The following is a 23,566-nucleotide window of genomic DNA, read 5'->3' as shown; positions in this document are numbered from 1 at the left end:
ACGCGTCAAGAGGTGTGCGCCTGTTCCCAACTCGTCCCAGCTCTTGACGTGTTGATTGCCGTCCTAAAATATTCGGGAAGCTCGATTGGTTCTGCGCGGTTCTGTTTGCTCCCGAAGGGAATCCATGTCCAGCAGACATCGCTTCGCCCAGGCACTGGCGGCCACCGTCCCCCTGGCACTGGGCGCGGGGCTCATGGCCGTGCCGCCCGCCGCTGCCGCCGAACCGCCCGGCAGCGCGGTCACGGTCGGGATCGACCCGTCCTACCGGCAGCAGGAGTTCGAAGGGTGGGGCACGAGCCTCGTCTGGTTCGCCAACATCACCGGCGGCTATCCGGAACCCATCCGCCGGAAGCTCGTCGACATGCTGTTCGGCGAGGACGGTCTCCGCCTCAACATCGCGCGCTACAACATCGGCGGAGGCAACGCCCCGGACGTCCGCAAGGACTACATGAAGACCGGCGCGACCATGGAGGGCTTCTGGAAGGCCCCGGAGGGCACCACCAGGGAGGACACCGACTGGTGGAACCCGGACGACCCCGCCCACTGGGACTGGTCCGCCGACGCCAACCAGCGCTGGTGGGTGGACCAGGTCAAGAGCAAGGTGACCCGCTGGGAGGCCTTCAGCAACTCCCCGCCCTGGTTCCAGACCGTCAGCGGCTACGTCTCCGGAGGGTTCGACGCCAACACCGACCAGATCCGGCCCGACCGCGTCGACGACTTCGCCACCTACCTGGTCAAGGTGACCGAGCACCTGGAGAAGAAGCACCGCATCCGCTTCGACACCATCGCCCCGCTCAACGAGCCCAACACCAACTACTGGGGCACCCAGATCGGCCCCGACGGACAGCCCACGGGCGGCCGCCAGGAGGGCGCGCACGCCGGCCCCGAACTCCAGCAAAAGGTCGTCCTGGCCCTGCACCGCGCCCTGCAGAACGCCGGCACCCGCGCCACCGTCTCCGCGATGGACGAGACCAACCCCAGCACCTTCGTCCGCAACTGGAACGCCTACGACAGCTCCGCCCGCGCCGCCGTCGACCAGCTCAACGTGCACACCTACGGCACCGGCATGCGCACCAGCGCCCGCGACAGCGCCAAGGCCGCGGACAAGAAGTTCTGGATGAGCGAGGTCGAGGGCACCTGGGGGACCGGCACCGACTTCACCGGCATGGAGCCCGGGCTCGGCATCGCCACCCGGGTCGTCGACGACATCCGTGAACTGGAGCCGTCCGCCTGGGTGTTGTGGCAGCCGATCGAGGACTCCATCCCCCAGGCGGCGGCAGGCAAGAACTGGGGCAGCATCCACATCCCGTTCAACTGCACGGCCGCGGACACCCTGGAGACCTGCCCGGTCAAGGCCAACACCAAGTTCCACACCCTGCGCAACTTCACCCACCACATCCGGCCCGGCGACCACTTCGTGAAGGCCGACGACCCCTCCAGCGTCGCCGCCGTGCGCAAGTCCGGCCGTGGCGCGACCGTGGTGCACGTCAACAGCGGCACGACCCCGCGCGCCGTCACCCTGGACCTCTCGAAGTTCCGGCGCGTCGCCCCCGGCGCCACCGTGACACCCGTGGTGACCAGCGCCGAGGGCGCACTCGTCCGCGGCACGCCCGTGAAGGTGAAGGACGACTCCGCCACTGTGACCGTCCCGGCCAAGTCGGTCACGACCCTCCTCGTCGACGGCGTGTCCGGCACCGCCGAGGACGCCGCGCTCGTCCGGCCCGGCCACGTCTACCGCCTCCAGGGCGCCCAGAGCGGCAAGTCCCTGGCCCCGGCCGCCGAGGGCGACGGCGTCGTCGTCCGCACGAACGACCCGGCCGCCAAGTCCCAGCTCTGGTCGGTGAAGCGGCTGACCCGCGGCGACGGCAACCGCGACCGCTACGCCCTCGTCAACGCCTCCGACGGCAGGCGCCTCGCCGTACGCGACGACGAGGCCGTCCTCGAAGAGGCGGACACACCCGCGACGACAGCCGCACAGTGGATCATGTCGACCACCGGAGACGGCACCTGGACCTTCGTCAACGCCGCCACCGGCCGTCTGCTCGACGTCGTCGGGCAGTCCACGGCGGACGGCGCACGCGTGTCGGCCTTCCTGCCGACCTCCGCCGCCAACCAGCGGTGGGGCGTCACCGACGAGACGGTGCTCCGGACGCAGCCCGCCAAGGCCTTCACCGTCCCCGGCCGCGCGCCCGAACTGCCCGCGACCGTGACGCCCGTCTACCGCGACGGCGCCCGGGGCGCGCTCCCCGTCGAGTGGACGCCGCCCTCCGAGTCACGCTGGCGCGAGCCCGGAACCGTGCGGGTGAAGGGCCGGGCGACCGACGCGCTGGGCCGGACCGTCCCCGCCGAGGCGGTCGTCACCGTGGACACCGTCGCCGCCACGCTCCCGGCCCGCGCCAAGACCTACACCGGCGGACGGCCCGGCCTGCCCGCCACGGTCACCGCCGTCGGACGGCACGGTGGAACCGCCGACCTGCCGGTCACCTGGGACCCCGCGCCCGAGGGCGCGTTCGCCGAGGCCGGCGTGGTGACCCTGCGAGGCACCGCCCGGGTCCCCGGCGGAACGACGGCGGCGGCGACCGTACGCGTCCAGGTCACCGCGCCCCGGGAGACGAACGCCGCGCGCGACGCGGGCGTGACGGCCGGCGCGACGTACACCGAGAGCGGGTACTCCGCCGAGGGCCTGCGCAACGGCACCACGTCCGAGAAGGCCTGGTCGAACTGGAGGTCCGGCACGAAGAACCCGTCCGACACCGTCACCTTCACCCTGCCCGAGGCACGCGACCTGACCCGGGTCGTGACCCACTTCCACCGCGACGGCACCAACGTCAGCTTCGCGGAGTCGCTCAAGGTGCAGGTGCGCGGGGCCGACGGCACCTGGGCCGACGCGAGCGACCAGGTCGCCGTCGGCACCGAGGGCACACCCGTGGCCGATGTCCCGGTCCGCGCGAGCGGCCCGGCGACCGGCGTGCGCGTGGTCATGACGGCCCGGCCGGGCGGTTACCTCACCCTCGGGGAGATCGAGGTGTACGCCAAGGCCCCGGGCGCCTCCTCGGACGCCGCGGCGGCCTCGATCGAGGTGGACGGCGTGCCGCTGAGCGGCTTCGAGCCGGACCGGACGAGCTACCGTACGGCGGTCGACCGCCCGGACCGGGCCCGGGTCACCGCCACCCCGCGTGACCCCTACGCGAACGTGACGGTCCGTAAGGACACCACCGGGGGCCGGACGGTCCACGTCGTCTCCGTGACAGCCGAAGACGGCTCACAGACCCGGGAGTACCGGATCGAGCTGACCCGCCGCTGACACACGAAAGCGCGGGGCCCGCACGCCCCGCGCTTTCCTCGGCACGCCCGGATCAGACCGCCGGAGACGGGTACGTCGGGTACTCCACCCCGGACACGTGCTGCACGACCCGGATGACCTGGCACGAGTAGCCGAACTCGTTGTCGTACCAGAGGTAGAGGATCGCGTTGTCGCCCTCGACCTTGGTGGCGCCGGCGTCGACGATCGAGGCGTGGCGCGAGCCGATGAAGTCGCTGGAGACCGCGTCGGGAGCGCTGATGAAGTCGATCTGGCGCTTCAGCGGCGAGGTCAGGGAGACCTCGCGCAGGTAGTCGAGGACCTCCTGGCGGGTGGTCTCGCGCGCCAGCTGGAGGTTGAGGATCGCTATCGAGACGTCCGGCACCGGGACCCGGATGGAGCTGCCGGTGATCTTCGCCTTGAGCTCGGGCAGCGCCTTGGCGACGGCGGAGGCCGCGCCGGTCTCGGTGATGACCATGTTGAGCGGCGCGGACCGGCCCCGGCGCTCGGACTTGTGGTAGTTGTCCAGCAGGTTCTGGTCGTTGGTGAACGAGTGGACGGTCTCCACGTGGCCGCGCTGGACACCGAACTCGTCGTCCATCGCCTTCAGCGGCGGCACTATGGCGTTCGTGGTGCACGACGCGCAGGACAGGATCTGCTCGTCCGGCTTGATCGTGTCGTGGTTGACGCCGTGCACGATGTTCGGGACGTCGCCCTTGCCCGGCGCGGTCAGCACGACCTTGTCGATACCCGGCCGCAGGTGCTGCGACAGGCCCTCGCGGTCGCGCCACTTGCCGGTGTTGTCGATGAGGATGGCGTCCTTGATGCCGTACGCCGTGTAGTCGACCTCGGACGGGTCGTTCGCGTAGATCACCTTGATCGCGTTGCCGTTGGCGACGATCGTGCTGTTCGCCTCGTCGACGGTGATCGTGCCCTGGAACTGGCCGTGGATGGAGTCCCGGCGCAGCAGGGAGGCGCGCTTGACGATGTCCTGTTCGCCGCCCCCGCGCACGACGATGGCCCGCAGCCGCAGGCCGTTGCCCGAACCGGCCTTCTCGATCAGCAGCCGGGCCACGAGCCGGCCGATACGGCCGAAGCCGTACAGGACGACGTCCCGGCCCTCGCGGCGCTCGATCTTGTTGGCGCCGGTGGCACCGGCGACGGCCTCGGCGGTGAACTCGGCGACCGACAGGCCGCGGTCGTCCTCGCGGTACGTCGCGGCGAGCATGCCGATGTCGATCTGGGACGGCCCGAGGTCCAGCTCGGCGAGGGTCTGCAGGAACGGCAGCGTCTCGGTGACGGAGAGCTCCGCGCCGGCGATCTGCCGGGCGAACCGGTGGGTCTTGAGGATGCTGACCACCGACTTGTTCACCAGGGAGCGGCTGTGCAGCAGGACCGTCACGTCCCGCTCCCGGTGCAGCTTCCCGATGATCGGGATCATCGACTCCGCGATCTCCTCGCGGTTCTTCCAGTTGGTGAACGAGTCGTCGTTGACAGTCACGAATCCATCTTTCGAGCTAGGCGGCGCTCATATGTTAAACCGTCGATTTCCTGAGCATGAACGGGGTCCCTCCGGGGCGTTCGGCCGGCATTCCGCGCGCCCATGAGGGCATGGCCTGAGACGATCGAACCGGAGCATCCGCGCGAAAGGGACGCGCATGGATTTCGACGCTGTGGCCGACGAGCTGTACGCCCTGCGGCCGGAGGACTTCACCGTCGCCCGCGCCTCTGCCGCGGCAGCCGCCCGCACCGCAGGCGACCGGGAACTCGCCGAGCGGATCGGCGCGTTGCGCAAACCCAGCCTCGCGGCCTGGGCGAGCAACCTCCTGGTCCGCAGCCGGCCCGGCGACATCGAGCCGCTGCTCCGGCTGGGGGAGGGCCTGCGGCAGGCCCATCAGAACCTGGACGGCACACAGCTGCGCGAGCTGAGCCGCCGGCAGCACGCGCTCATCCGCGCCCTGTCCGCCCAGGCCCGGCAGCTCGCGCAGGAGGCCGGCCATCCGATCGGCGAGAGCGTGCAGCGCGAGGTCGAGAACACCCTGCACGCCGTCCTGGCCGACCCCGAGGCCGCCGAGGCGTGGGCGAGCGGCCGGCTGGCCAAACCGCTCAGCCCCGCTGTCGGCTTCCCGGCCGCCGCGGAGGGGGCCCCGCCGCGGCGCCGCACACCGGCCGCGGCCCCCTCCCGCCCGGACAGGAAGGCCGACGAGCGGCAGTGGCGACAGCTGGCGGAGGCCCGGCAGGACGCCGAGGAGGCGGAGCGCGAGCTGCGGGCCCGGAAGGACGAGGCAGCGGCGGCGGGGCGGGCGGCCGAGGAGGCGACCCGGCAGGCGGAACGCCTCCAGCAGCGCATCGGCGAGCTCACCGAGGAACTGGAGCGCACCAGGGGAGAGCACCAGCAGGCCCGCTTCGCCGAGCGGTCGGCCCGGGAACGGGCACGTGACGCCGACCGCCGCCTCCGTGAGGCCGACCGCCGGGCCGCGACGGCCGCCGCCCGGCTCGCACGCCTTACCTCCTCCTGAACCCGCCCGGACCGGCGGGTCACGGCTCGAACTGACATCGGCCGGGCACGATCATCAGCCATGTGACATGGCTCACGTACCGGCGGGCGCAGCCGCCCCTCCCAGAGCCTCACGCATACGACACCAAAATTGAACCGTTCGTTTTCTTGAACCAGTCGTGTTTATGCCGCTAGGTTGTCCCGCATGACCGCCTCCCGGAACCCGACCACCGCAGAAGAGCTGCGCGGTGCCGGCCTGCGGGTGACGGCCGCCCGCGTCGCGCTGCTCGAGACCGTGCGGGACGGTGACCACCTCGGCGCCGAGGCGATCGCCTCCGAGGTGCGCGGCCGCGTCGGCCACATCTCCGTCCAAGCCGTCTACGAGGGGCTCCACGCACTCACCGCGGCGGGACTGATACGCCGCCTCGAACCACCCGGCAGCCCGGCCCTCTACGAGGGGCGGGTCGGCGACAACCACCACCACCTCGTGTGCCGGTCCTGCGGAGCCGTCGCCGACGTCGACTGCGCGGTCGGGCACGCCCCCTGCCTGACCGCGTCCGACGACCGCGGCTTCGCCGTCGACGAGGCCGAGGTCATCTACTGGGGCCTGTGCCCCTCCTGCTCCACCGCTCGCAGTTCCTGACACGCGATCCACCCGAGCACCGTGCTCCACCCCGTCCGGAAGGATTTCCATGACCGAGAACCACGACGCGATCGTCACCGACCCGAAGGAGACGAGCGGCGGCTGCCCCGTGGCGCACGACCGCGCGCTGCACCCGACCCAGGGCGGCGGCAACCGCCAGTGGTGGCCCGAGCGGCTCAACCTGAAGATCCTCGCCAAGAACCCCGAGGTGGCCAACCCCCTCGGTGAGGACTTCGACTACGCCGAGGCGTTCCAGTCCCTCGACCTCGCGGCCGTGAAACGCGACATCGCCGAGGTGCTCACCACCTCGCAGGAATGGTGGCCCGCCGACTTCGGCCACTACGGCCCGCTGATGATCCGGATGGCCTGGCACAGCGCGGGCACCTACCGCATCAGCGACGGCCGCGGCGGTGCCGGCGCCGGCCAGCAGCGCTTCGCCCCGCTCAACAGCTGGCCGGACAACGGCAACCTGGACAAGGCCCGCCGCCTGCTGTGGCCGGTCAAGAAGAAGTACGGCCAGAGCATCTCCTGGGCCGACCTCATGATCCTCACCGGCAACGTCGCCCTGGAGCAGATGGGCTTCGAGACCTTCGGCTTCGCCGGCGGCCGCAAGGACGTCTGGGAGCCCGAGGAGGACGTGTACTGGGGCCCCGAGACCACCTGGCTCGACGACAAGCGCTACACCGGCGACCGCGAGCTGGAGAACCCGCTCGGCGCGGTCCAGATGGGCCTCATCTACGTCAACCCGGAGGGCCCGAACGGCAACCCGGACCCGATCGCCGCGGCCCGCGACATCCGTGAGACGTTCCGCCGCATGGCGATGAACGACGAGGAGACCGTCGCCCTCATCGCCGGCGGCCACACCTTCGGCAAGACCCACGGCGCCGGCCCGGCCGACCACGTCGGCGCCGACCCCGAGGCCGCCTCCATGGAGGAGCAGGGCCTGGGCTGGAAGAGCACCTACGGCACGGGCAAGGGCGGCGACGCCATCACCTCCGGCCTGGAGGTCACCTGGACCGCAACGCCGACCCAGTGGAGCAACGGGTTCTTCAAGAACCTCTTCGAGTTCGAGTACGAGCTGGAGCAGAGCCCGGCCGGTGCCCACCAGTGGGTGGCCAAGGACGCCCCGGAGATCGTGCCCGACGCGCACGACTCCACCAAGAAGCACCGCCCGAAGATGCTCACCACCGACCTGGCGCTGCGCTTCGACCCGATCTACGAGCCGATCTCCCGCCGGTTCTACGAGAACCCGCAGGAGTTCGCGGACGCCTTCGCCCGCGCCTGGTACAAGCTGACCCACCGTGACATGGGTCCGAAGTCCCTGTACCTCGGCCCGGAGGTCCCGGAGGAGACCCTGCTGTGGCAGGACCCGCTGCCCGAGGCCGACGGCGAGCCCATCGACGCCGAGGACATCGCGACCCTCAAGACCAAGCTCCTCGAGTCCGGTCTGAGCGTCTCGCAGCTGGTGTCCACCGCCTGGGCCTCGGCCTCCACCTTCCGCGGCAGCGACAAGCGCGGCGGTGCCAACGGCGCCCGCATCCGCCTGGAGCCGCAGCGCGGCTGGGAGGTCAACGAGCCCGACGAGCTGGCCCAGGTCCTGCGCGTCCTGGAAGGCATCCAGCAGGAGTTCAACTCCGGCGCCGGTGCCAAGAAGGTCTCCCTGGCCGACCTGATCGTCCTCGGCGGCACCGCCGCCGTCGAGAAGGCCGCCAAGGAAGCCGGCTTCCAGGTGGAGGTTCCCTTCGCCGCGGGCCGGGTGGACGCGACGGAGGAGCACACCGACGTCGAGTCCTTCGAGGCGCTCGAGCCGACCGCCGACGGGTTCCGCAACTACCTCGGCAAGGGCAACCGCCTGCCGGCCGAGTACCTGCTGCTCGACAAGGCGAACCTGCTGACCCTGAGCGCCCCCGAGATGACCGTCCTGGTCGGTGGCCTGCGGGTGCTGGGCGCCAACTACCAGCAGACCCAGCTCGGCGTGCTCACGAAGACGCCCGGTTCGCTGACGAACGACTTCTTCGTCAACCTGCTCGACCTGGGCATCGAGTGGAAGTCGACGTCCGAGGACCAGACCACGTTCGAGGGCCGCGACGCCGCCACCGGCGAGGTCAAGTGGGCCGGCTCCCGCGCCGACCTGGTCTTCGGCTCGAACTCCGAGCTGCGGGCCCTCGCCGAGGTCTACGCGAGCGACGACGCCAAGGAGAAGTTCGTGAAGGACTTCGTCGACGCCTGGGTCAAGGTCATGAACCTGGACCGGTTCGACCTGGTCTGATCGACCCCGTCGTGACAGGACGCCCCGGGCCGGCCGGCCCGGGGCGTCCCCCGTGTCTTCTGATGGATCGTCAAAGACCGTTAAACGTAAGAACATCACTTACCCAACTCTCACCATGAAACGGCAAGGACCTGCGGCCGCGCCCGGATTCGGGCATACGTTCTGCTCGTGAAGACAGATTCCGCTGCCCACAGAGGCGCCGGCCGTGCACCGCACCCCTTCGACGGTTCACGGCCGACCACCGGCGGCCCCGTCCGCCGCACCCTCCTGCGCACCGTGCTGACCGGGGCCGCAGCCCTCGGCGCCGGCCTCGGCGCCGCCCGGCCGGCCACCGCCGCCCCCGGCGCCCCCCACACCCCCGGCCCCGGCACCGGCCCCCGGCCCAGCACCCCGGGCGAGGCCCTCCAGGAGCTGGCCGCGGGCAACCAGCGCTGGCGCGCCTACCGCGAACGCCACCCGCACGAAACCCCCGAGATCCGGCGGACCCTGACGACGGCCCAGCACCCCTTCGCGGTCGTGCTCGGCTGCATCGACTCGCGCGTGCCCCCGGAGCTGGTCTTCGACCAGGGGCTCGGCGACCTGATGACCGTGCGCACCGCCGGCGAGGTCCTGGACGAGGCCGTGCTCGGCAGCGTCGCCTACGGCGTCCTGGAACTCGGCATACCCCTGGTCGTCGTCCTCGGGCACCAGTCGTGCGGCGCGGTCCGTGCCACCTGCGAGGCGGAGCAGTCCGGCGGACAACTGCCCGCCCACATCCAGTACCTGGCCGACCAGATCAGCCCGGCCATCGACCACGGCAAGGACGGGGACGCGCGGATCGACGCGACCGTGGACGCCAACGTCCGGCTCGTCCGCTCCCGGCTGGTCGCGGAGCCCGACCTCGCCGCCAGGATCGACACCGGCCGGCTGGCGATCGTCGGCGCCCGCTACGAACTGACCAGCCAGGCCGTCCACCGCGTCGCCTGAGAACCCGAACCCGCCCGGTCCGCCGCACACGGCAGCGGACCGGGCCGACCCGTCAGGCCCGCAGCGGGTTGTACCGCGCCGCCGCCATCAGGTACCAGGCGGTCGCCCCCGTGTGCCGGTACGGGTAGTAGCCGAAGCCGAATCCGGTGTCCAGCGGGCTGCTCGCGGACACCACCCCGCAGCGCTCGGGCAGCGCCCTCCCGCCGACGGTCTGACCGCCGCCCAGCAGATCCTGGGCCTGCTCGGTCGACGCGATCAGACGGCGGGCCCGCGCGTCGTCACCCCGCGCCCCGCGGTCGCGCAGGGCGAGCGCGAGGTGGGCCGTCCCCTCGAACCACACGCCGTTGCGATCGGGCTTGGGCTGCCCCGCCGCGATCGGGGCGTCCTCGTTCGCGAGGAGGCTCGCCGAACTGAAGGTGACGCCCTCGTACGACTGCCCGGCCGGAACCGTGCTGTTGGTGCGGCCGGAGTGGTCCAGGACGGCCAGCTCCGCCACGGCCCAGTCCAGCGAACGGGAGTGGCGGTGCGAGCCGAGTGCGAGGTGCGTCCAGGTCTGGGTGTCCTCAGGGATCGGGGACTTGTTGACCGTGACACCGTCGTTGGTGCCGGTGTAGAAGAAGCCGCCGGACGGCTCCCACATCCGCCGCACGAAGGCCTCGGCCCGCGCACGCCGCTCCAGCCACACCCGGTCGCCGGTGAGCCGGGCGAGCCGGCCGAACAGGCAGACCAGGTCGGTGTTGTGCTCGGTCGAGGTGAACGGCAGCTTCTGGTTCGCCCCGTCGACCCCGAACTTGTAGCCGCCGAGGGGCTCGTCGGTACGGCCGGTCCGCTCGATCCACTCGCCGATCCGTACGGCGCCGGTGAGGAAGCGGCGCGCCCCGGTGCGGCGGGCGAGAGCGCTCAGCGCGATACCGGCCCAGGCCATGTCGCCCACCGCCGTGCCGGTGAAGCCGAACTGCGTGCCCACGTTGACGGTGCCGTCCGGCCGTACGAAGCCGTCGGGCTGCGGCGAGCCGTCGTAGAAGGTGTACGGCCCGACGTTGTAGGCCTGCCGGAGCCTGCCGTCGTCGTACGCCGGGTCGTGCGACTGGGCGTAGAGCAGAGCGTCGCCCAGCGCCTCGGCCCGGGTCAGGCCGTTGCCGCTGCGGGCGGCGAGGTGGGCCAGGATCGCCAGGGCGTTGTCGTAGGTGAACGCGGTGCTGAACAGGCCGGCCTGGTCGGTGTAGCTCTGGGTCAGGCGGATGCCGCCGTGGTCGGGGTAGGCGTCCATGGCGGCGGCGAGAAAGGCGTGCCCACGGGCCGGGGCCGACGCGGGACGCGCCGCGGCGGCACCGGCCGCCAGGGCCTGGCCCGAGCAGACGGCGGTGAACCCCGCGGCGCTGATGCCGAGTCCGGCCCCGATGAGCGAACGCCGGCTGACCGCCGGGCCTTGTCTGCCAGTCATGGATCTCCCCTTGAGAGCGCTCTCAGCAATGCGCGCTCATTGTGCTGGCGCTCCGGGGGAGGGTCAACGCTCCGGTCGGAATCGAGAGTTGCAGAGCAGGGCGAACGGCGGGCGGATCACTCGCACACGATCTCGTCACGCGGCGTGTAGTGCGTGCGGAACGGCTCGCGCTTCACTTCCCTGCCGTCGTTGTAGAAGACCCGCTCCACGGTGACGTCGAACCCTTCGAGCGGCGTCTGCGGCACGCACTCCTTGTCGTCGCTCACCTTCTTCTCGGGCTTCTTCACCTCGGTGCGGGGACCCTTGACCGACTTGATCTCGTCGTACTTGCGGGTGCCGAGGAAGGAGACGGTCACGGAGGTGTCCGTGGACTCGGCCTGGATGTAGATCGCCTTGCCGGAGTCGTTGGTGAACCTCAGGTCCAGGCTGCCCCAGGCGACCGTCGCCTCGCGGCCCTCCGGGTAGCGCTCGATGTAGAAGGAGTGCGCGCCGTGCTCCACGGGCTTGACCCCGGCGAAGAACAGCGCGTTGTACACCGTGGTCGCCACGGCCGAGACGCCGCCGCCGGAGGCCTTGGTGAACTTGTCGTCGAGGATGATGATGCCCTCGACGAAGCCGTTCTCCTCGGTGCGCTCGCCGACGGTCCGGTTGAAGCTCCAGGTCTCGTCCGGCCTCACGAGGGAGCCGTTGATGAGCTCCACCGCCCGGCCGATGTTCTTCGTGCGGTACTCGGCCGGTTCGAAGTGGACGGTGAAGGAGGACATCGTCTCCGTCAGCCCCAGCTCCGCGGTGTTCTCCCGGGTCACCTCGGGCTGGATCCTGCGCACCTCCACCGCGCCGCTGCGCCCGGCGCCCGACCGGGTGAGCAGCGGCAGCACCGCCTTGCCCAGCGCCTTGTCGGTGACCTCCTGACCGGGTGTGGCGTCCTCGGCCACCACGGCCTTGTCGCCGTCCGGCCGCAGTGTGGCGTTCTCGGCGGTCGTGGTGACGTCGTTGAGCGGCCCGGCGACGGCGGGGGCGGCGCGCAGCCCCTTCGCGTCGAGTTCCGGTCTGAGCCTGCCGCTGCCGTCCGGCCGCATGGTCAGATGCTCGCCCAGCACCTCCGGGCCGACCGTGAACCGCCGGCCGGCCGCGGTGAGGGTGACGGGCGCCGACATGGCCGGCTCCGCGAAGGTGCGCACCGCCCGCCGTACCTCCCCGGCGGTGACCTTCGGCCGGGTCTCGCGCGTCGGCAGGGCCGTCACCGCGTCGGCGTCCCCCCGGAGGAAGGAGGCACGCAGGGGCGGCACCGCGGCGTCCACGTCGAGCGCGTATCCCGTGCGCGGCGCGACTTCCTTCACCCGGCCGTCGTCGAAGGCGACGGCACCGTCCCGGACCTTCTGGTCGAGCCCCTTCGCCAGCTGTCCGAGAGCGGCCCGGGCCTTGTCCTCGTCGAACCGTACGACCGGCTCGATGGCACCGCCCGAGCGGAAGAACCCCTCGAACACGCTCAGCGGATCGTTGCCGGTGCGGGCCGCCCGGTCGACGGTCTCCCGGACGTCGAAGGAGAGCCCGGCCCGCTGCGGATCGACCGTGCTGGTCCGGTCACCGACCCGCACGGGCAGCTCCCGCGCGCCGGCCGGACCCAGCCGCCGCTCCAGCTTCCGCACCGCCTCCGCGCGGCTCAGCCCCCCGATCTCCACGCCGCGCACGGTCGTACCGGAGTCGATCTCGCCGCCCGTGAGCAGCAGCCCGGCCAGATACAGACCGCCCACGCCCACGACCAGCGCGCCGCCGGCCAGGGCGAGGGGCGGGAGGGAGGTGATGCGCGGGACGGAGGATATTCGGGGGCGCATGGGTCTCCTGGAAATCGGTACGAGGGGGCACCCGATGACGCGACGCTGCTGCGGGCAAGCACACCAAGCTATCCACACAAGTGCGGCACAACGGTATGGCCCAGACCACTTATGTCCGAGATCACGCCGGAACCGGCCGGACCGGCCCGCCCCGCAGGCGCGGCCACAGAGTGGTAACGGCGAACAACTGTCCGGTGGTTGACGCGGTCTAGGCCACTATGAAGATCTCTTTCCTGATCCACAACGCCTACGGGATCGGAGGCACGATCACCACCACGTTCAACCTGGCCGGAGCGCTCGCCGAACGGCACGACGTGGAGATCGTCTCCGCGTTACGCCACCGGGAGCACCCGACCTTCACGCTGGATCCCCGGGTGCGGCTGCGGGCCCTGGTGGACCTGCGCAAGGAGGCGGACCATCCGCTGCACCGAAGACCGGCGACGGTGTTCCCGCCCGCCGAGTACCGCCATCACCAGTACAGCGAGCTGACCGACCAGCGGATCGGCGAGTGCCTGGAGACCCTCGACGCCGACGTCGTCATCGGCACCCGGCCGGGCCTCAACGTGCACATCGCCCGCCAGGCCCCGCGGCACGTGCTGCGCGTCGGCCAGGAGCACCTCACCCTCGACCACCACTCGCCGCGGCTGCGCACCGCGCTGCGCCGCGCCTACCGCCACCTCGATGTGATCACCACCGTGACCGAGGCGGACGCCGCCGCCTACCGGCGCAAGATGTGGCTGCCCGGCGTCCACGTCGAAGCCCTCCCGAACAGCGTCCCCGACCCGGTCCTGCCCCCGGCGGACGGCAACGCCAAGATCGTGACCGCCGCGGGCCGGCTGGTCCGCGTCAAGCGCTACGACCTGCTCATCGAGGCGTTCGCCCAGGTCGCCGCCGCGTTCCCGGACTGGCAGCTGCGCATTTACGGCAAGGGCGAGGAGCAGCCCAGGCTGCGGCAGCTCATCGAACAGCTCGGCCTGTGGAACAACGTGTTCCTGATGGGGGCCGCCACGCCCATGGAGGCGGAGTGGGCCAAGGCGTCGATCGGCGCGGCCGCCTCCGACTTCGAGCCGTTCGGCATGACGATCGTCGAGGCGATGCGCTGCGGACTGCCCGTCGTCAGCACCGACTGCCCCTACGGCCCCGGCGAGATCATCCAGGACGGATTCGACGGCCGTCTGGTGCCGGTCGGGGACCGTGACGCCCTCGCCTCGGCCCTGCTGGAACTCGTCGGCGACGACGAACGGCGCCGCCGCATGGGCCGCGCGGCCCTGGAGAACGCCCGCCGCTTCGCCCCGGGCCCCGTCGTCGCACAGGCCGAACGCATCCTCGACGAGGCCGTCACGGCCAGGACCACGGGCCGACGGCCCACCACCCCGCAGGACCACCGGCCCCTCGGCCCGCTGACCGGCCACGGCCACGCCGCCCGCGACGCGGCCCACGCCACCGCCGTCGGCGTACTGCGCACGCTCCGGAAGGGACGACGATGAGCACGCAGGAAGGGCCGACGATGGGCACGCCGGAGGGCGCGGCGTCGGGTACGCCACAGGACGCGGCGACGGGCGCACGGGAGGGCGCGGCGATGGGTACGCCGGAGGGCGCGGCGATGGGAACGCCGGAAGGCACGGCGACGGGAACGCCGGAAGGCGCGACGACGGCCACGCCGGAAGGCACGACGATGGGAACGCCGGAGGGCGCGACGACGGGCACGCAGCCCGACACCCACCCGCGCATCCACTGCGCGATCGACACCGACGGCAGGATCACCTTCCGCCTCCCGCCGACCCCGGCCGCCCGCCCCCAGCTGCTCCTGCGGCTGCGTCCCAAGAAGGGCCGGCCCGAGACGACCCGCCACCTCCTCGATCTGGCGCCGGACGACTCCGACGGCCACCTGCGCGCCGTACTGGAACCGGACCCGGCCCTCGACGAAGGCCGTTGGGACGTCTGTCTCCTGCCGGAACCAGGAGCCGAGCGCCTCCGGCTGCGACCCGGCCTGCGGGACCTGCGCGCCCTCGTCGACGGGCACCTGCGCGACCGGCCCGCCCCGGTCGCCGTCCGGATCCCGTACGTCACCAAGGACGGCTTCCTCGCGCTGCGGGCGTGGCTGCGCACCGCCCACGCGGAGGCCCGCACCCTCGACGTCACGGACCGGTCGATGACGGTCGCCGCCCGCCTGCACGGCGCGCTCCTCCAGGAGGACGCCACCGTGCGCCTGCGCCTGCGCGGCACCGACACCGTACGGAGCCTCCGCCCGCGCATCGACGACGACGGCAGGGGCTTCTCCTTCACCGCGGGCCCCGAGGACCTGGCGGACGACGGCGGGCGGGCGGACCGGATCTGGGACGCCTTCGTCCGGCCCACCGCCGGCGCTCCGCAGATCAGGATCGGCCGCCTGCTCGACGACGTCGCCGACCGCAAGCACGTGTACGTCTACCCGGCGATCACGCGGAACGGATCCACTCTGCGCCCCTACTACACCGTCGACAACGACCTCGCGATCGAGATGACGCAGGCCGATTCCCCGATATGCCCGAAATGAAAATCCATGGGGCTTCGGATGGTTGTTTCGGTACCGCGAAGCGACAGCCATGTGTGGATTCTGTGCAAAGCGGTGGCAAAAAGGTCAGGCGCTCCTCTTCAGTGGCCGCAAATCGGTAGGGGACTTGCGGCGTTAACCAAACTCAAGTACCTAGATGAATCATGAACTTGTTCAACCGCGTCGTGCCGTCCCGCCGGCAGGCGCCGACCGTCCCCCCACAGCGCCCCGGCGGCGCACCGGCATCATCCACTGCCGTGCTGCCGGACCCCAGCCTGGCGAATCTCACCGGTGAATGGGTCGTCGACCCCGCGCACAGCAGGATCGGCTTCTCCGTCCGGCACGCCATGGTGACCACCGTGCGCGGTTGTTTCCTGGAGTACGAAAGCCGGCTCTACTTCGACGCCCGCGACCCCTCCCGGTCACGGGCCGACATCACCCTGTTCACGTCCAGTGTCGATACCGGAGTGGAACAACGCGACGCCCATCTGGTCGGCCGGGACTTCCTCGACGCCGCGACCTATCCGCGGATGCGCTTCACCAGCACCTCGGTGGAACACGCGGGCTCCGACCTGTATCGCATGTCGGGTGAGCTCACCATCAAGGGCATATCCCGTCCCGTCGTACTGGACATGACCTATATCGGCCACGTCACCGACCCCTTCGGTTACGACCGGGTCGGATTCGACGGCACCACCACCATCAACCGCTCCGACTGGGGCCTGACGTACAACAGCAGGCTGGCCGAGGGAGGCGCGATGGTGAGCGAGAAGGTGCGCCTTCAGTTCGACATCGCCGCCATCCGCACGCCACCGTCCGCCGGCTGACGGCCGCAGGAGCCCCAGGACACGGTCTCGGCCCCGGCCACGACACGGAACGTCGCCGGGCCGACCGTGAGCGCCCCGTCGCTCAGGGGAGTGCACCGCACACCGCCCCGGCCGCGCAGGGCCCCCTGTGCGCCGGGGCCGACCGTGACGTCCATCCAGGCGCAGGGCCGGGCGGGGCGGTTCACGGCGAACTCCACCGGCCCGGTGCCGCAGTCGAGGGCGATCGTCGCGCCGACGTACGCGTCGATGTCGACGCCCCGGAGCAGGACGTTCCGCCGCGTGTGCCGAAGGTCGGCGGCCGCGGGGAGGCCCTCCGCGGCCATCATGGTGACCGCCGCGTTCCGGTGGGCGGGCCGGGCGTAGTAGCGGTCGCCGACCAGTCCCAGGCCGCGGCGGACCTCCACCCGGGTGACACGCTCGTCGGACGGGCCGGGGGAAGGGCCGTCCGACGGCCGTCCGGCCAGCCGGTGCGACGGCGACACCAGCAGCTGAAGCACCTCCACCTCGCTCATGGCACCCACCCTATTTCGCGGTGACCACGGCCGGACGCGTGCCCGCCGGCCGGCGAGGGCGTACGGGACCGCGGCCCGTCACTCGCCCTGCCGCCGCCCGATCCCCTCGTCCTCCAGGGAGGCCCGGCCGTCCGGAGCCTCGCCCGCGGTCAGGTGCTCCAGAACCTCGACCAGCTCCTGGCACGCCCGCTCCACGGAACGCCGCGTGTTGATCTGCTCGGTGATCACCGCCGACAGGATCAGGGCCGTCAGGGCCATCGCCCCGTTGAACGCCTGGAGCTTGATCATCACCTCCACCCGGGTCAGCCGCTCGAACGGCCCGGACCGATCGGTCGCCGCCACCGTGGCCATCACCGAGGCGAACAGGGCGCACAGCATGCTGCCCGCCAGCTGGAAACGCAGCGCCGCCCAGATCAGCAGGGGATAGACGAGGAACAGCAGACTGACCGAGCTGTGCGCGGCCAGCGGAACGACACAGCACACGATCAGCGCCAGGCCCGAGGCCTCCTTCCAGCGCGACAGGCGCAGCGGCCGGCGGACGCGGTACAGCAGGAGCAGCACGGGCGTGACGATCAGCACGCCCATCGCGTCACCCACCCACCAGGCCAGCCACACGGCCCAGAAGCTCGGCCCGTCGAGCCGGCCCGTGACGATCAGGAGGCCGGCGCCCACGGTCGCGCTGATCAGCATGGCGGTGAACGCGCCCAGGAACACCAGGGCCAGACCGTCCCGCAGACGCCCGAGATCGGTACGGAAACCGGCCCGGCGCAGCAGCAGGTACCCGGCGATCGGCGCGGCGGTGTTGCCGGCCAGGACGCCGAACACCGCGGGCCGCAGGGAGGTGAGGGACAGGATGACGAGGAAGGCGCCCAGGGCGATCCCGGGCCAGCAGCGCAGCCCGAAGATCAGCAGAAAGGCGACCGAGACGCCGGTGGGAGGCCAGATCGGGGTGACGACCGCGCCCTCCACGACCAGTTCCCGCAACAGGCCCAGCTGCCCCGACGCGTAATAGCAGGCGGCGACGGCCAGCGTCTGCAGAGCGAGGACGACCGGCGTACGCAGATCCTGGCTACCCACCACAGCAGCCATGAGACACCGAGGCCGCCGCGGCGGCGAGGTGAGAGCGGGGCCCTGCGGCCCTATGGCTGAGCGTCCGGTCCGTCCATGCCGACCACCAGGACGGCGGCGTCGTCGTCATGCCCCACCCGCTCGGCGCCCTTGATCACGGCGGCCGCGAGCGCGTCCACGTCCATGCCCGCCACCGCCGCGATGCCCGCCAGCCGCGTCACCTGGTCGAGGCCCTCCTCGAGCCGCATGGACGGCCCCTCCACGACACCGTCCGTGAGCAGCACGAACACGCCGCCGTTCGTGAGCTCGTACCGGGTCACCGGATACGGCGTGCCCGCCTGGACCCCGAGCGGCGGGCCGCCCTCGTCCTCCGTGACACCGGACTTCCCGTCTGCCGTGGCCCAGACGCAGGGCAGATGCCCCGCCCGCGCGCTCTCCAGCACGCCGGCACACGGGTCGAGCCGCATGAAGGTGCAGGTGGCGAAGAGGTCGGAGCCCAGCGACAGCAGCAGCTCGTTGGTCCGGGCCAGGACCTCGCCCGGCTCGCTGGTGACGGAGGCCAGGGCCCGCAGCCCCGCCCGCACCTGCCCCATGAACGCGGCCGCCTCGATGTTGTGGCCCTGGACGTCACCGATGGACAGCCCGATCCGGCCGTCGCCCAGCGTGAAGGCGTCGTACCAGTCGCCGCCCACGTTGAGGCCCTGGCACGCGGGCGTGTACCGCACGGCCAGATGCAGCCGCCGGGCGACGGGCAGATCCCGCGGGAGCATGCCGCGCTGGAGCGCGATGGCCAGCTCGACGCGGGACCGCTGCATCTCGGCCTGCGCACGCGCCTGCGCCGTCAGGGCCCCGAGCCTGGTCAGCAGCTCGTCGCCGTCGTCCGTCGTGCCGGTGCGGAACATTGATCACTCCGGCGAGGATGGCCACGGTCGGTGACCGACCCTCGAAGGGAAATCCCCCCATTTGCGTCCATAGGATGATACTCAGCCGGAGGGGTCGACGACGACCCGGGCCCTGGCCCGCACCTCACCGTCCCGGGCTTCCGCCACGGCCTGCCGCAACAGCCGGGACAGCCGCTGATCGGCGTCGGGAGCGGCGCACAGCACCCGCAGCGCGTGCTCGAGGTGGCGACGCCCCGGCCCGCGCCACCACAGCAGGTCGACGACGCGCTCCGGCAGGCCGCCCGCACGGGCGCCGGCGAGGCGTTCGGCCCGCCGGCGGCAGGCGCGGCCGTGCCGCGCCAGGCGCCGGGACGCGGGACGCGCCTCGCGGGCCGCGTCCACGACCGTACCGACCAGCAGCGGCGCGTACGCCCGGCCCGGAGGACGGGCGTCGGCGAGCTCGGCGGCCAGCGGCCACAGGGCGAGCCGGGTCGCGTCGCCGACACTGTCGTTGACCGCACGGGCCAGCGCCGCCAGCGCCGGATGCGTACCCGCCGGGCTGTCGGTGAACCTGCCGGTGGCCAGCAGGGCGGCGGCCTCCATCAGGCAGGCGCCGTCGTCGGGATGCAGATGGGCGAAACGGCCGGGTATCGGAAGCCCGTCCGGGGCCGCGGCCCGGGACTGCCCGGACGGCCGGTGCGGGGGAAGGGCGGTCATGGACGGCCTCCGGCGGGGCTCACAGGCCGGTGACGGCGTGCAGGAACAGGTACATCGCGGCGGCCGGAATCCCGGCGCCGGGGAACGTGAGCATCCAGGCGGTGACGATGGAACGCGCCACCTGCCAGCGTACGGCGGAGGCGCGCTGCGTGGCACCGGCGCCCAGGATGGCCGCGGTGATCGTCTGCGTGGTGGAGATCGGTGCCTTCACGAGAAACGCGGTGGTGTAGAGGACGGCCGCGGCGGCGGTCTCGGCGGCGAACCCGCGCGGCGGATCGAGATGCACGATGCGCCGCCCGAGGGTGGTGATGATCCGGCGCCCGCCGCTGTACGTGCCGGCGGCCATGGCGGCCGCCACCGCGACGATCACCCACACCGGGACGGAGAAGTCGTCCTGCCACCCCGCCGTGACCAGGGCGAGCACGATGACACCCATGGTCTTCTGCGCGTCCTGCAATCCGTGGCCCAGCCCCATGGCGGCGGCGGAGACGGTCTGCGCCATGCGGAAGCGGCGCATCGTGGGCCGGGGCATGGCACGCCGGAACGCCCACAGGATGGTCGCGTGCAGCGTGTACCCGAGAGCCACGCCGACCAGCGGCGACAACAGCATCGGCAGCAGGACCTTGTCCACGATGCCGGACCAGTGCACGGTGGCGGAGGCGGCGAGCGCGGCACCGACCAGCCCGCCGATCAGGGCGTGCGAGGACGAGGTGGGCAGCCCTCGCCACCAGGTGAAGACGTTCCACGCGATGGCGCCGATGAGCGCGCAGATGACCAGCAGCAGACCCGAGATCTCCTCGGGCGCGCCGATGATGCCGCTGCCGACGGTCTGGGCGACCTCGGTCCCCAGGAAGGCGCCGAAGAAGTTCATCACCGCGGCCATGGCCAGCGCCACACGCGGCGTCAGCGCCCTGGTCGAGATCGAGGTGGCGATCGCGTTCGCGGCGTCGTGGAAGCCGTTGGTGAAGTCGAACGTCAGCCCCACGATGATGATGAGCACCACCAGAGTGAGCTCCATGACCGGTCACCTTTCGCCGCGCACCCGCACGGTTCCATCGTGCGCCCCGACCCGCGGACGGGGCCGGACGACTACGCCACGCGGGGGCGCCCCGTGCCCGAACCCGGCGCCCCTGCACACGGCCATCGCCCGCCGGACGCCACATCCGACGAGGAGCGAATACCCCGCTTTACGGTGTCCTGGTGCGATCTGTACCTACCTGGGCCCTGCTGTCGTCGGGGTGTGCGCCTGTCGTCCTGATCTTGGGCTGGCTGGTGGCGGCGTCGTTACACGGCCCGGCCTACGACCCGGCCGCCCAGACGATCAGCGTCCTGGCGGCGCCCGGAGGCTCGGGCTCCTGGGCCATGACGGCCGCGTTCATCGCGCTGGGCGTCTGCCATCTGCTCACCGCCTGGGGACTGCGCCCGGCCGCGACCGCGGGACGCCTGATGCTCGCGGCCGGCGGCATCTCGGCACTGGCGGTGGCCCTGGTCCCGGCACCGAGCAGCGGAGGCTCCCTCAGCCACGGCTCGGTGGCCGCCGTGGGCTTCGTCGTCCTGGCGGCATGGCCCGTCCTCGCCGCCCGGACCGGTGCGGCCGCGCCCTGGGCCCTGCGCCCGTTGCCCTCCCTGGGCGCGACCGCCGTGATGGCCCTGGGCGCGGCATGGTTCCTGATCGAACTGCACCACCAGGGCGCCGCCGGTGCCGCCGAGCGCGCCGTGACGACGATCCAGTCGGTCTGGCCCTTCGTGGTCGTCCTCTCCTGCTTCCACCGGTCCGCCCGCGACGGGTCTCCGGCGTGAACGGTACGCCGTAGGTGCGTGTTTCGTACGGGATTTCGTACGCGATAAGTGCGCTTCGCGATACGGTTGCCGACAGGAGGTCCTGCATGTCCGAACTGTTCGACGCGGTCGACGCACTGGTCGCTTCCCGCTCCCCGCTGCCGCCGCCCGCGGAGCGCAAGCGCCTGCGGCAGGCGCACGGGCTGACGCTCGACGAGGTGGCCACGGCCCTGCGGGTGCGGCGCGCGACGCTCAGCGGCTGGGAAGCCGGCAAGACCGAACCGCGGCCTCCCGAGCGGGACGCGTACGCCCGCCTGCTGGAGCAGCTGGCCCGGCTCTACCCCGCCGACCCCGACGCCGCCGCTCCGGAACCGGACACGGCACGGGACACGGCCACCGCACCCCCGCCCTCCGAGACCCCCGAGACGCGACCGGATCGAGAGCCGGGGACGGTCCCCGGGGCACGCCCGTCCGGCTCGGCCCCGTCACCGGCATCCCGCCGCCGCGACGCCGACCGGGCGGCACACACGACCCCGCCGCAGGCCGCCGCCGACCGGTTCGCGAACGGACCGCTCCTGGTCCTCGACGCGGACGCCGAACGCCGGGTGACCGGATACGGCGTCGGCGGCCTGATGCTGGACGTCCCCGCCAAGTCCCTTCCCGCACTGGTGGAATGGACGCTGACCGAAGCCCGACTGGGCGCCCCCAGGCTGCACGGCAGCGGCAAGGACGCCGACCCCCTGCTGGTGCTCACCGAGTCCGCGCTGGAGCGCTACGGCCTCCCGGTGCGGCTGTCGCAGCCGGAGCGGCTCGCTGGGCGACTCCCGGACGGCCACAAGGTCCTCAAGCAACTCGACCGGGCGAACTGGCGTCTGACCCAGCGCGGCTTCGGCCCGTGGGCGCGGGTCTACCGTCCTGCCGAGGGCCGGACGCGGCAGTGCGTGCAGCTGTGCATCCCGTCCTGGAACGCGCTCGACCCCCGTACCTGGGGCGAGGCCGCACAGCTCGAACCGGCGGAACTGGCCCGCGTGCTGGGCGCCTACGCGGTTCGGGTCATGACGCCGAGGGGCTCGGCGGCTGTCACCGGCCTGGAGCTGATGACGGCGTTGAACCCGCCGACGCGTGCCGGCGAGCCGGACGAGTCCGGCCGGCGGCACAAGGAGCACCGGCCAGGTTCGCTGGGGGAGCACCCCATCGAGTGCGCGCCGTGCGAAGCCCCCGACGGTCATCCGCTCCTTGCGCACCTGCCCCGCTTCCACCAGCGGGGCCCGGCGGAGATGCTGCTGGAGGAGGCCTACGACTGGGCGCGGGAGCTGACCGACGACGAGTGCATGCGGCGCTACCTGGTCGGCATCGACGTCAACCTCGCCTTCGGAGCCGCCGCCAACGGCGCGGTGGTCGGCCTGGCGACGCCGCCCGTGCACGTCACCCACCCCGCCTTCGACGCCGCGCTGCCAGGGGCCTGGCTGGTCGACCTCTCCCACGTCGACCTCTCCCGTGTGCTGGTGGGAAAGCAGTGGCGGCAGCTGCGGGGCGAGTTGCTGCCGAACCCGTTCACCCCGACGGGCGAGCGTCCCACGGGCCCGGCCTGGTACGCGACACCGACGGTGGCCTACGCCGTGGAGCTGGGCTACGACGTCGCCCCCGTCGAGGCCTGGGTCCGCGAGGAGAAGGGCCGGTTCCTGGACGGCTGGTACAAGCGGCTGCGCGACGCCTACATCGAGACGATGGGCGACCTGGGCGTGGGCGAGAAGCTGCCGCCCGCGGAGTTCCTGAAGGCGATGGACGGCCACCGGCGGCGCGACCCGGAGATGGCGATGGTCCTGGACGCGGTCAAGTCGACCGTGAAGGGCGGCATCGGCAAGCTCAGGGAACGGGCGCGCGGCGGCGGCTGGAAGCCGGGACAGGCCTGGCCGGCCCTGTCCCGCCCGACATGGCGCCCCGACATCCGCGCCGCCGTCATCTCCCGCGCCCGCGTCAACATGCACCGCAAGATGCTCAACCTGGCCGCCGAGACCGGCCGTTACCCTGTGGCGGTACTGTCCGACTGCGCCGTCTACGCCGCTGACGGCCCGTCCCCGCTGGACGTGCTGCCCTACGGCCCCGACGGCAGGACGGTCCCCGGCTCCTTCCGGATCGGAGTGTCGCCCGGCATGGTCAAGCACGAGGGCACGCAGACCACGCTGTGGGCCGAGGAGGTGCGCGAGAAGTACGGCCAGGACCTCAACCTCGCGCGCTACATCAAGACGGGCGAGGTCACCGCCGGGGACGACGGAGAGTAGAGGGGGCAGGTC

At 72.0% G+C, this 23,566-nt stretch carries 18 protein-coding genes; 10 read left to right on the top strand and 8 right to left on the bottom strand.

Annotated features, from left to right (window positions below; translation table 11 throughout):
* Nucleotides 1-124: 124 nt before the first annotated feature.
* Entirely contained in the window at nucleotides 125-3,304 is a 3,180-nt protein-coding gene (locus tag IE255_RS27365) for an RICIN domain-containing protein (protein WP_190053040.1), read from the top strand.
* Nucleotides 3,305-3,356: 52 nt separating this feature from the next.
* On the opposite strand, the gene IE255_RS27360 is transcribed toward IE255_RS27365, so the two are convergent.
* A complete protein-coding gene (locus IE255_RS27360; protein ID WP_190053039.1) occupies nucleotides 3,357-4,802 on the bottom strand; it encodes a glyceraldehyde-3-phosphate dehydrogenase in 1,446 nt (481 codons plus the stop codon).
* 157 nt (nucleotides 4,803-4,959) lie between these two features.
* On the opposite strand from IE255_RS27360, the gene IE255_RS27355 reads away from it, so the two are divergent.
* The 4 genes from IE255_RS27355 (at nucleotide 4,960) to IE255_RS27340 (ending at nucleotide 9,676) form a co-directional block, all read left to right on the top strand.
* Nucleotides 4,960-5,820 carry a hypothetical protein gene (locus tag IE255_RS27355; RefSeq protein ID WP_190053038.1) on the top strand — a complete coding sequence of 287 codons (861 nt, stop codon included), beginning with the start codon at nucleotides 4,960-4,962 and terminating at the stop codon, nucleotides 5,818-5,820.
* 183 nt (nucleotides 5,821-6,003) lie between these two features.
* The gene (locus IE255_RS27350; protein WP_190053037.1) at nucleotides 6,004-6,441 is read left to right on the top strand and encodes a Fur family transcriptional regulator; all 438 of its coding nucleotides are present in this window, start codon (nucleotides 6,004-6,006) and stop codon (nucleotides 6,439-6,441) included.
* A 49-nt stretch (nucleotides 6,442-6,490) separates the two neighbouring features.
* Entirely contained in the window at nucleotides 6,491-8,710 is a 2,220-nt protein-coding gene (gene katG, locus IE255_RS27345; protein ID WP_190053036.1) for a catalase/peroxidase HPI, read from the top strand.
* 168 nt (nucleotides 8,711-8,878) lie between these two features.
* Nucleotides 8,879-9,676: a carbonic anhydrase gene (locus tag IE255_RS27340; RefSeq protein WP_190053035.1), complete on the top strand. Its 798-nt coding sequence runs from the start codon at nucleotides 8,879-8,881 to the stop codon at nucleotides 9,674-9,676.
* Between the two features lie 52 nt (nucleotides 9,677-9,728).
* Here IE255_RS27340 and IE255_RS27335 read toward each other — a convergent pair whose 3' ends face one another.
* Both IE255_RS27335 and IE255_RS27330 read right to left on the bottom strand, forming a co-directional pair.
* Nucleotides 9,729-11,120 (bottom strand): Tat pathway signal sequence domain protein, encoded by a 1,392-nt coding sequence (locus IE255_RS27335; RefSeq protein WP_190053034.1) that lies wholly within the window; start codon nucleotides 11,118-11,120, stop codon nucleotides 9,729-9,731.
* 116 nt (nucleotides 11,121-11,236) lie between these two features.
* Nucleotides 11,237-12,955 carry a VanW family protein gene (locus IE255_RS27330; protein WP_190053033.1) on the bottom strand — a complete coding sequence of 573 codons (1,719 nt, stop codon included), beginning with the start codon at nucleotides 12,953-12,955 and terminating at the stop codon, nucleotides 11,237-11,239.
* Between the two features lie 218 nt (nucleotides 12,956-13,173).
* On the opposite strand from IE255_RS27330, the gene IE255_RS27325 reads away from it, so the two are divergent.
* The 3 genes from IE255_RS27325 to IE255_RS27315 all read left to right on the top strand — a co-directional run bounded on the left by IE255_RS27325 (nucleotide 13,174) and on the right by IE255_RS27315 (nucleotide 16,315).
* Nucleotides 13,174-14,442, top strand: coding sequence for a glycosyltransferase family 4 protein (locus IE255_RS27325; protein ID WP_190053032.1), 1,269 nt, complete (start codon nucleotides 13,174-13,176; stop codon nucleotides 14,440-14,442).
* Nucleotides 14,443-14,630: 188 nt separating this feature from the next.
* The gene (locus tag IE255_RS27320) at nucleotides 14,631-15,491 is read left to right on the top strand and encodes a transferase (RefSeq protein WP_190053267.1); all 861 of its coding nucleotides are present in this window, start codon (nucleotides 14,631-14,633) and stop codon (nucleotides 15,489-15,491) included.
* A 161-nt stretch (nucleotides 15,492-15,652) separates the two neighbouring features.
* Nucleotides 15,653-16,315, top strand: a complete 663-nt coding sequence (locus tag IE255_RS27315) for a YceI family protein (RefSeq protein WP_190053031.1) — start codon at nucleotides 15,653-15,655, stop codon at nucleotides 16,313-16,315.
* Here the strand turns inward: IE255_RS27315 and IE255_RS27310 are convergent.
* The 5 genes from IE255_RS27310 to IE255_RS27290 all read right to left on the bottom strand — a co-directional run bounded on the left by IE255_RS27310 (nucleotide 16,270) and on the right by IE255_RS27290 (nucleotide 20,511).
* On the bottom strand, nucleotides 16,270-16,827 hold the full coding sequence (locus IE255_RS27310; protein WP_229906617.1) for a molybdenum cofactor biosysynthesis protein: 558 nt from the start codon (nucleotides 16,825-16,827) through the stop codon (nucleotides 16,270-16,272). The genes IE255_RS27315 and IE255_RS27310 overlap by 46 nt on opposite strands.
* A 78-nt stretch (nucleotides 16,828-16,905) precedes the next feature.
* Complete coding sequence (locus tag IE255_RS27305) at nucleotides 16,906-17,916, bottom strand: MASE1 domain-containing protein (RefSeq protein ID WP_190053030.1); 1,011 nt, start codon at nucleotides 17,914-17,916, stop codon at nucleotides 16,906-16,908.
* Nucleotides 17,917-17,966: 50 nt separating this feature from the next.
* Nucleotides 17,967-18,797 (bottom strand): PP2C family protein-serine/threonine phosphatase, encoded by an 831-nt coding sequence (locus IE255_RS27300; protein WP_190053029.1) that lies wholly within the window; start codon nucleotides 18,795-18,797, stop codon nucleotides 17,967-17,969.
* A gap of 81 nt (nucleotides 18,798-18,878) precedes the next feature.
* The gene (locus tag IE255_RS27295; RefSeq protein ID WP_190053028.1) at nucleotides 18,879-19,493 is read right to left on the bottom strand and encodes a hypothetical protein; all 615 of its coding nucleotides are present in this window, start codon (nucleotides 19,491-19,493) and stop codon (nucleotides 18,879-18,881) included.
* Between the two features lie 19 nt (nucleotides 19,494-19,512).
* A complete protein-coding gene (locus IE255_RS27290) occupies nucleotides 19,513-20,511 on the bottom strand; it encodes an inorganic phosphate transporter (protein WP_190053027.1) in 999 nt (332 codons plus the stop codon).
* Between the two features lie 182 nt (nucleotides 20,512-20,693).
* On the opposite strand from IE255_RS27290, the gene IE255_RS27285 reads away from it, so the two are divergent.
* Both IE255_RS27285 and tap read left to right on the top strand, forming a co-directional pair.
* Nucleotides 20,694-21,293 (top strand): DUF998 domain-containing protein, encoded by a 600-nt coding sequence (locus tag IE255_RS27285; RefSeq protein WP_190053026.1) that lies wholly within the window; start codon nucleotides 20,694-20,696, stop codon nucleotides 21,291-21,293.
* Between the two features lie 86 nt (nucleotides 21,294-21,379).
* The gene (gene tap, locus IE255_RS27280) at nucleotides 21,380-23,554 is read left to right on the top strand and encodes a telomere-associated protein Tap (protein ID WP_190053025.1); all 2,175 of its coding nucleotides are present in this window, start codon (nucleotides 21,380-21,382) and stop codon (nucleotides 23,552-23,554) included.
* The last annotated feature ends 12 nt before the right edge of the window (nucleotides 23,555-23,566 follow it).

Source organism: Streptomyces lomondensis, assembly GCF_014651035.1.
Lineage (GTDB): Bacteria > Actinomycetota > Actinomycetes > Streptomycetales > Streptomycetaceae > Streptomyces > Streptomyces lomondensis.
The sequence above is the reverse complement of the archived record's forward strand: the minus strand, read 5'-3'. Positions and strand labels throughout refer to the sequence as shown.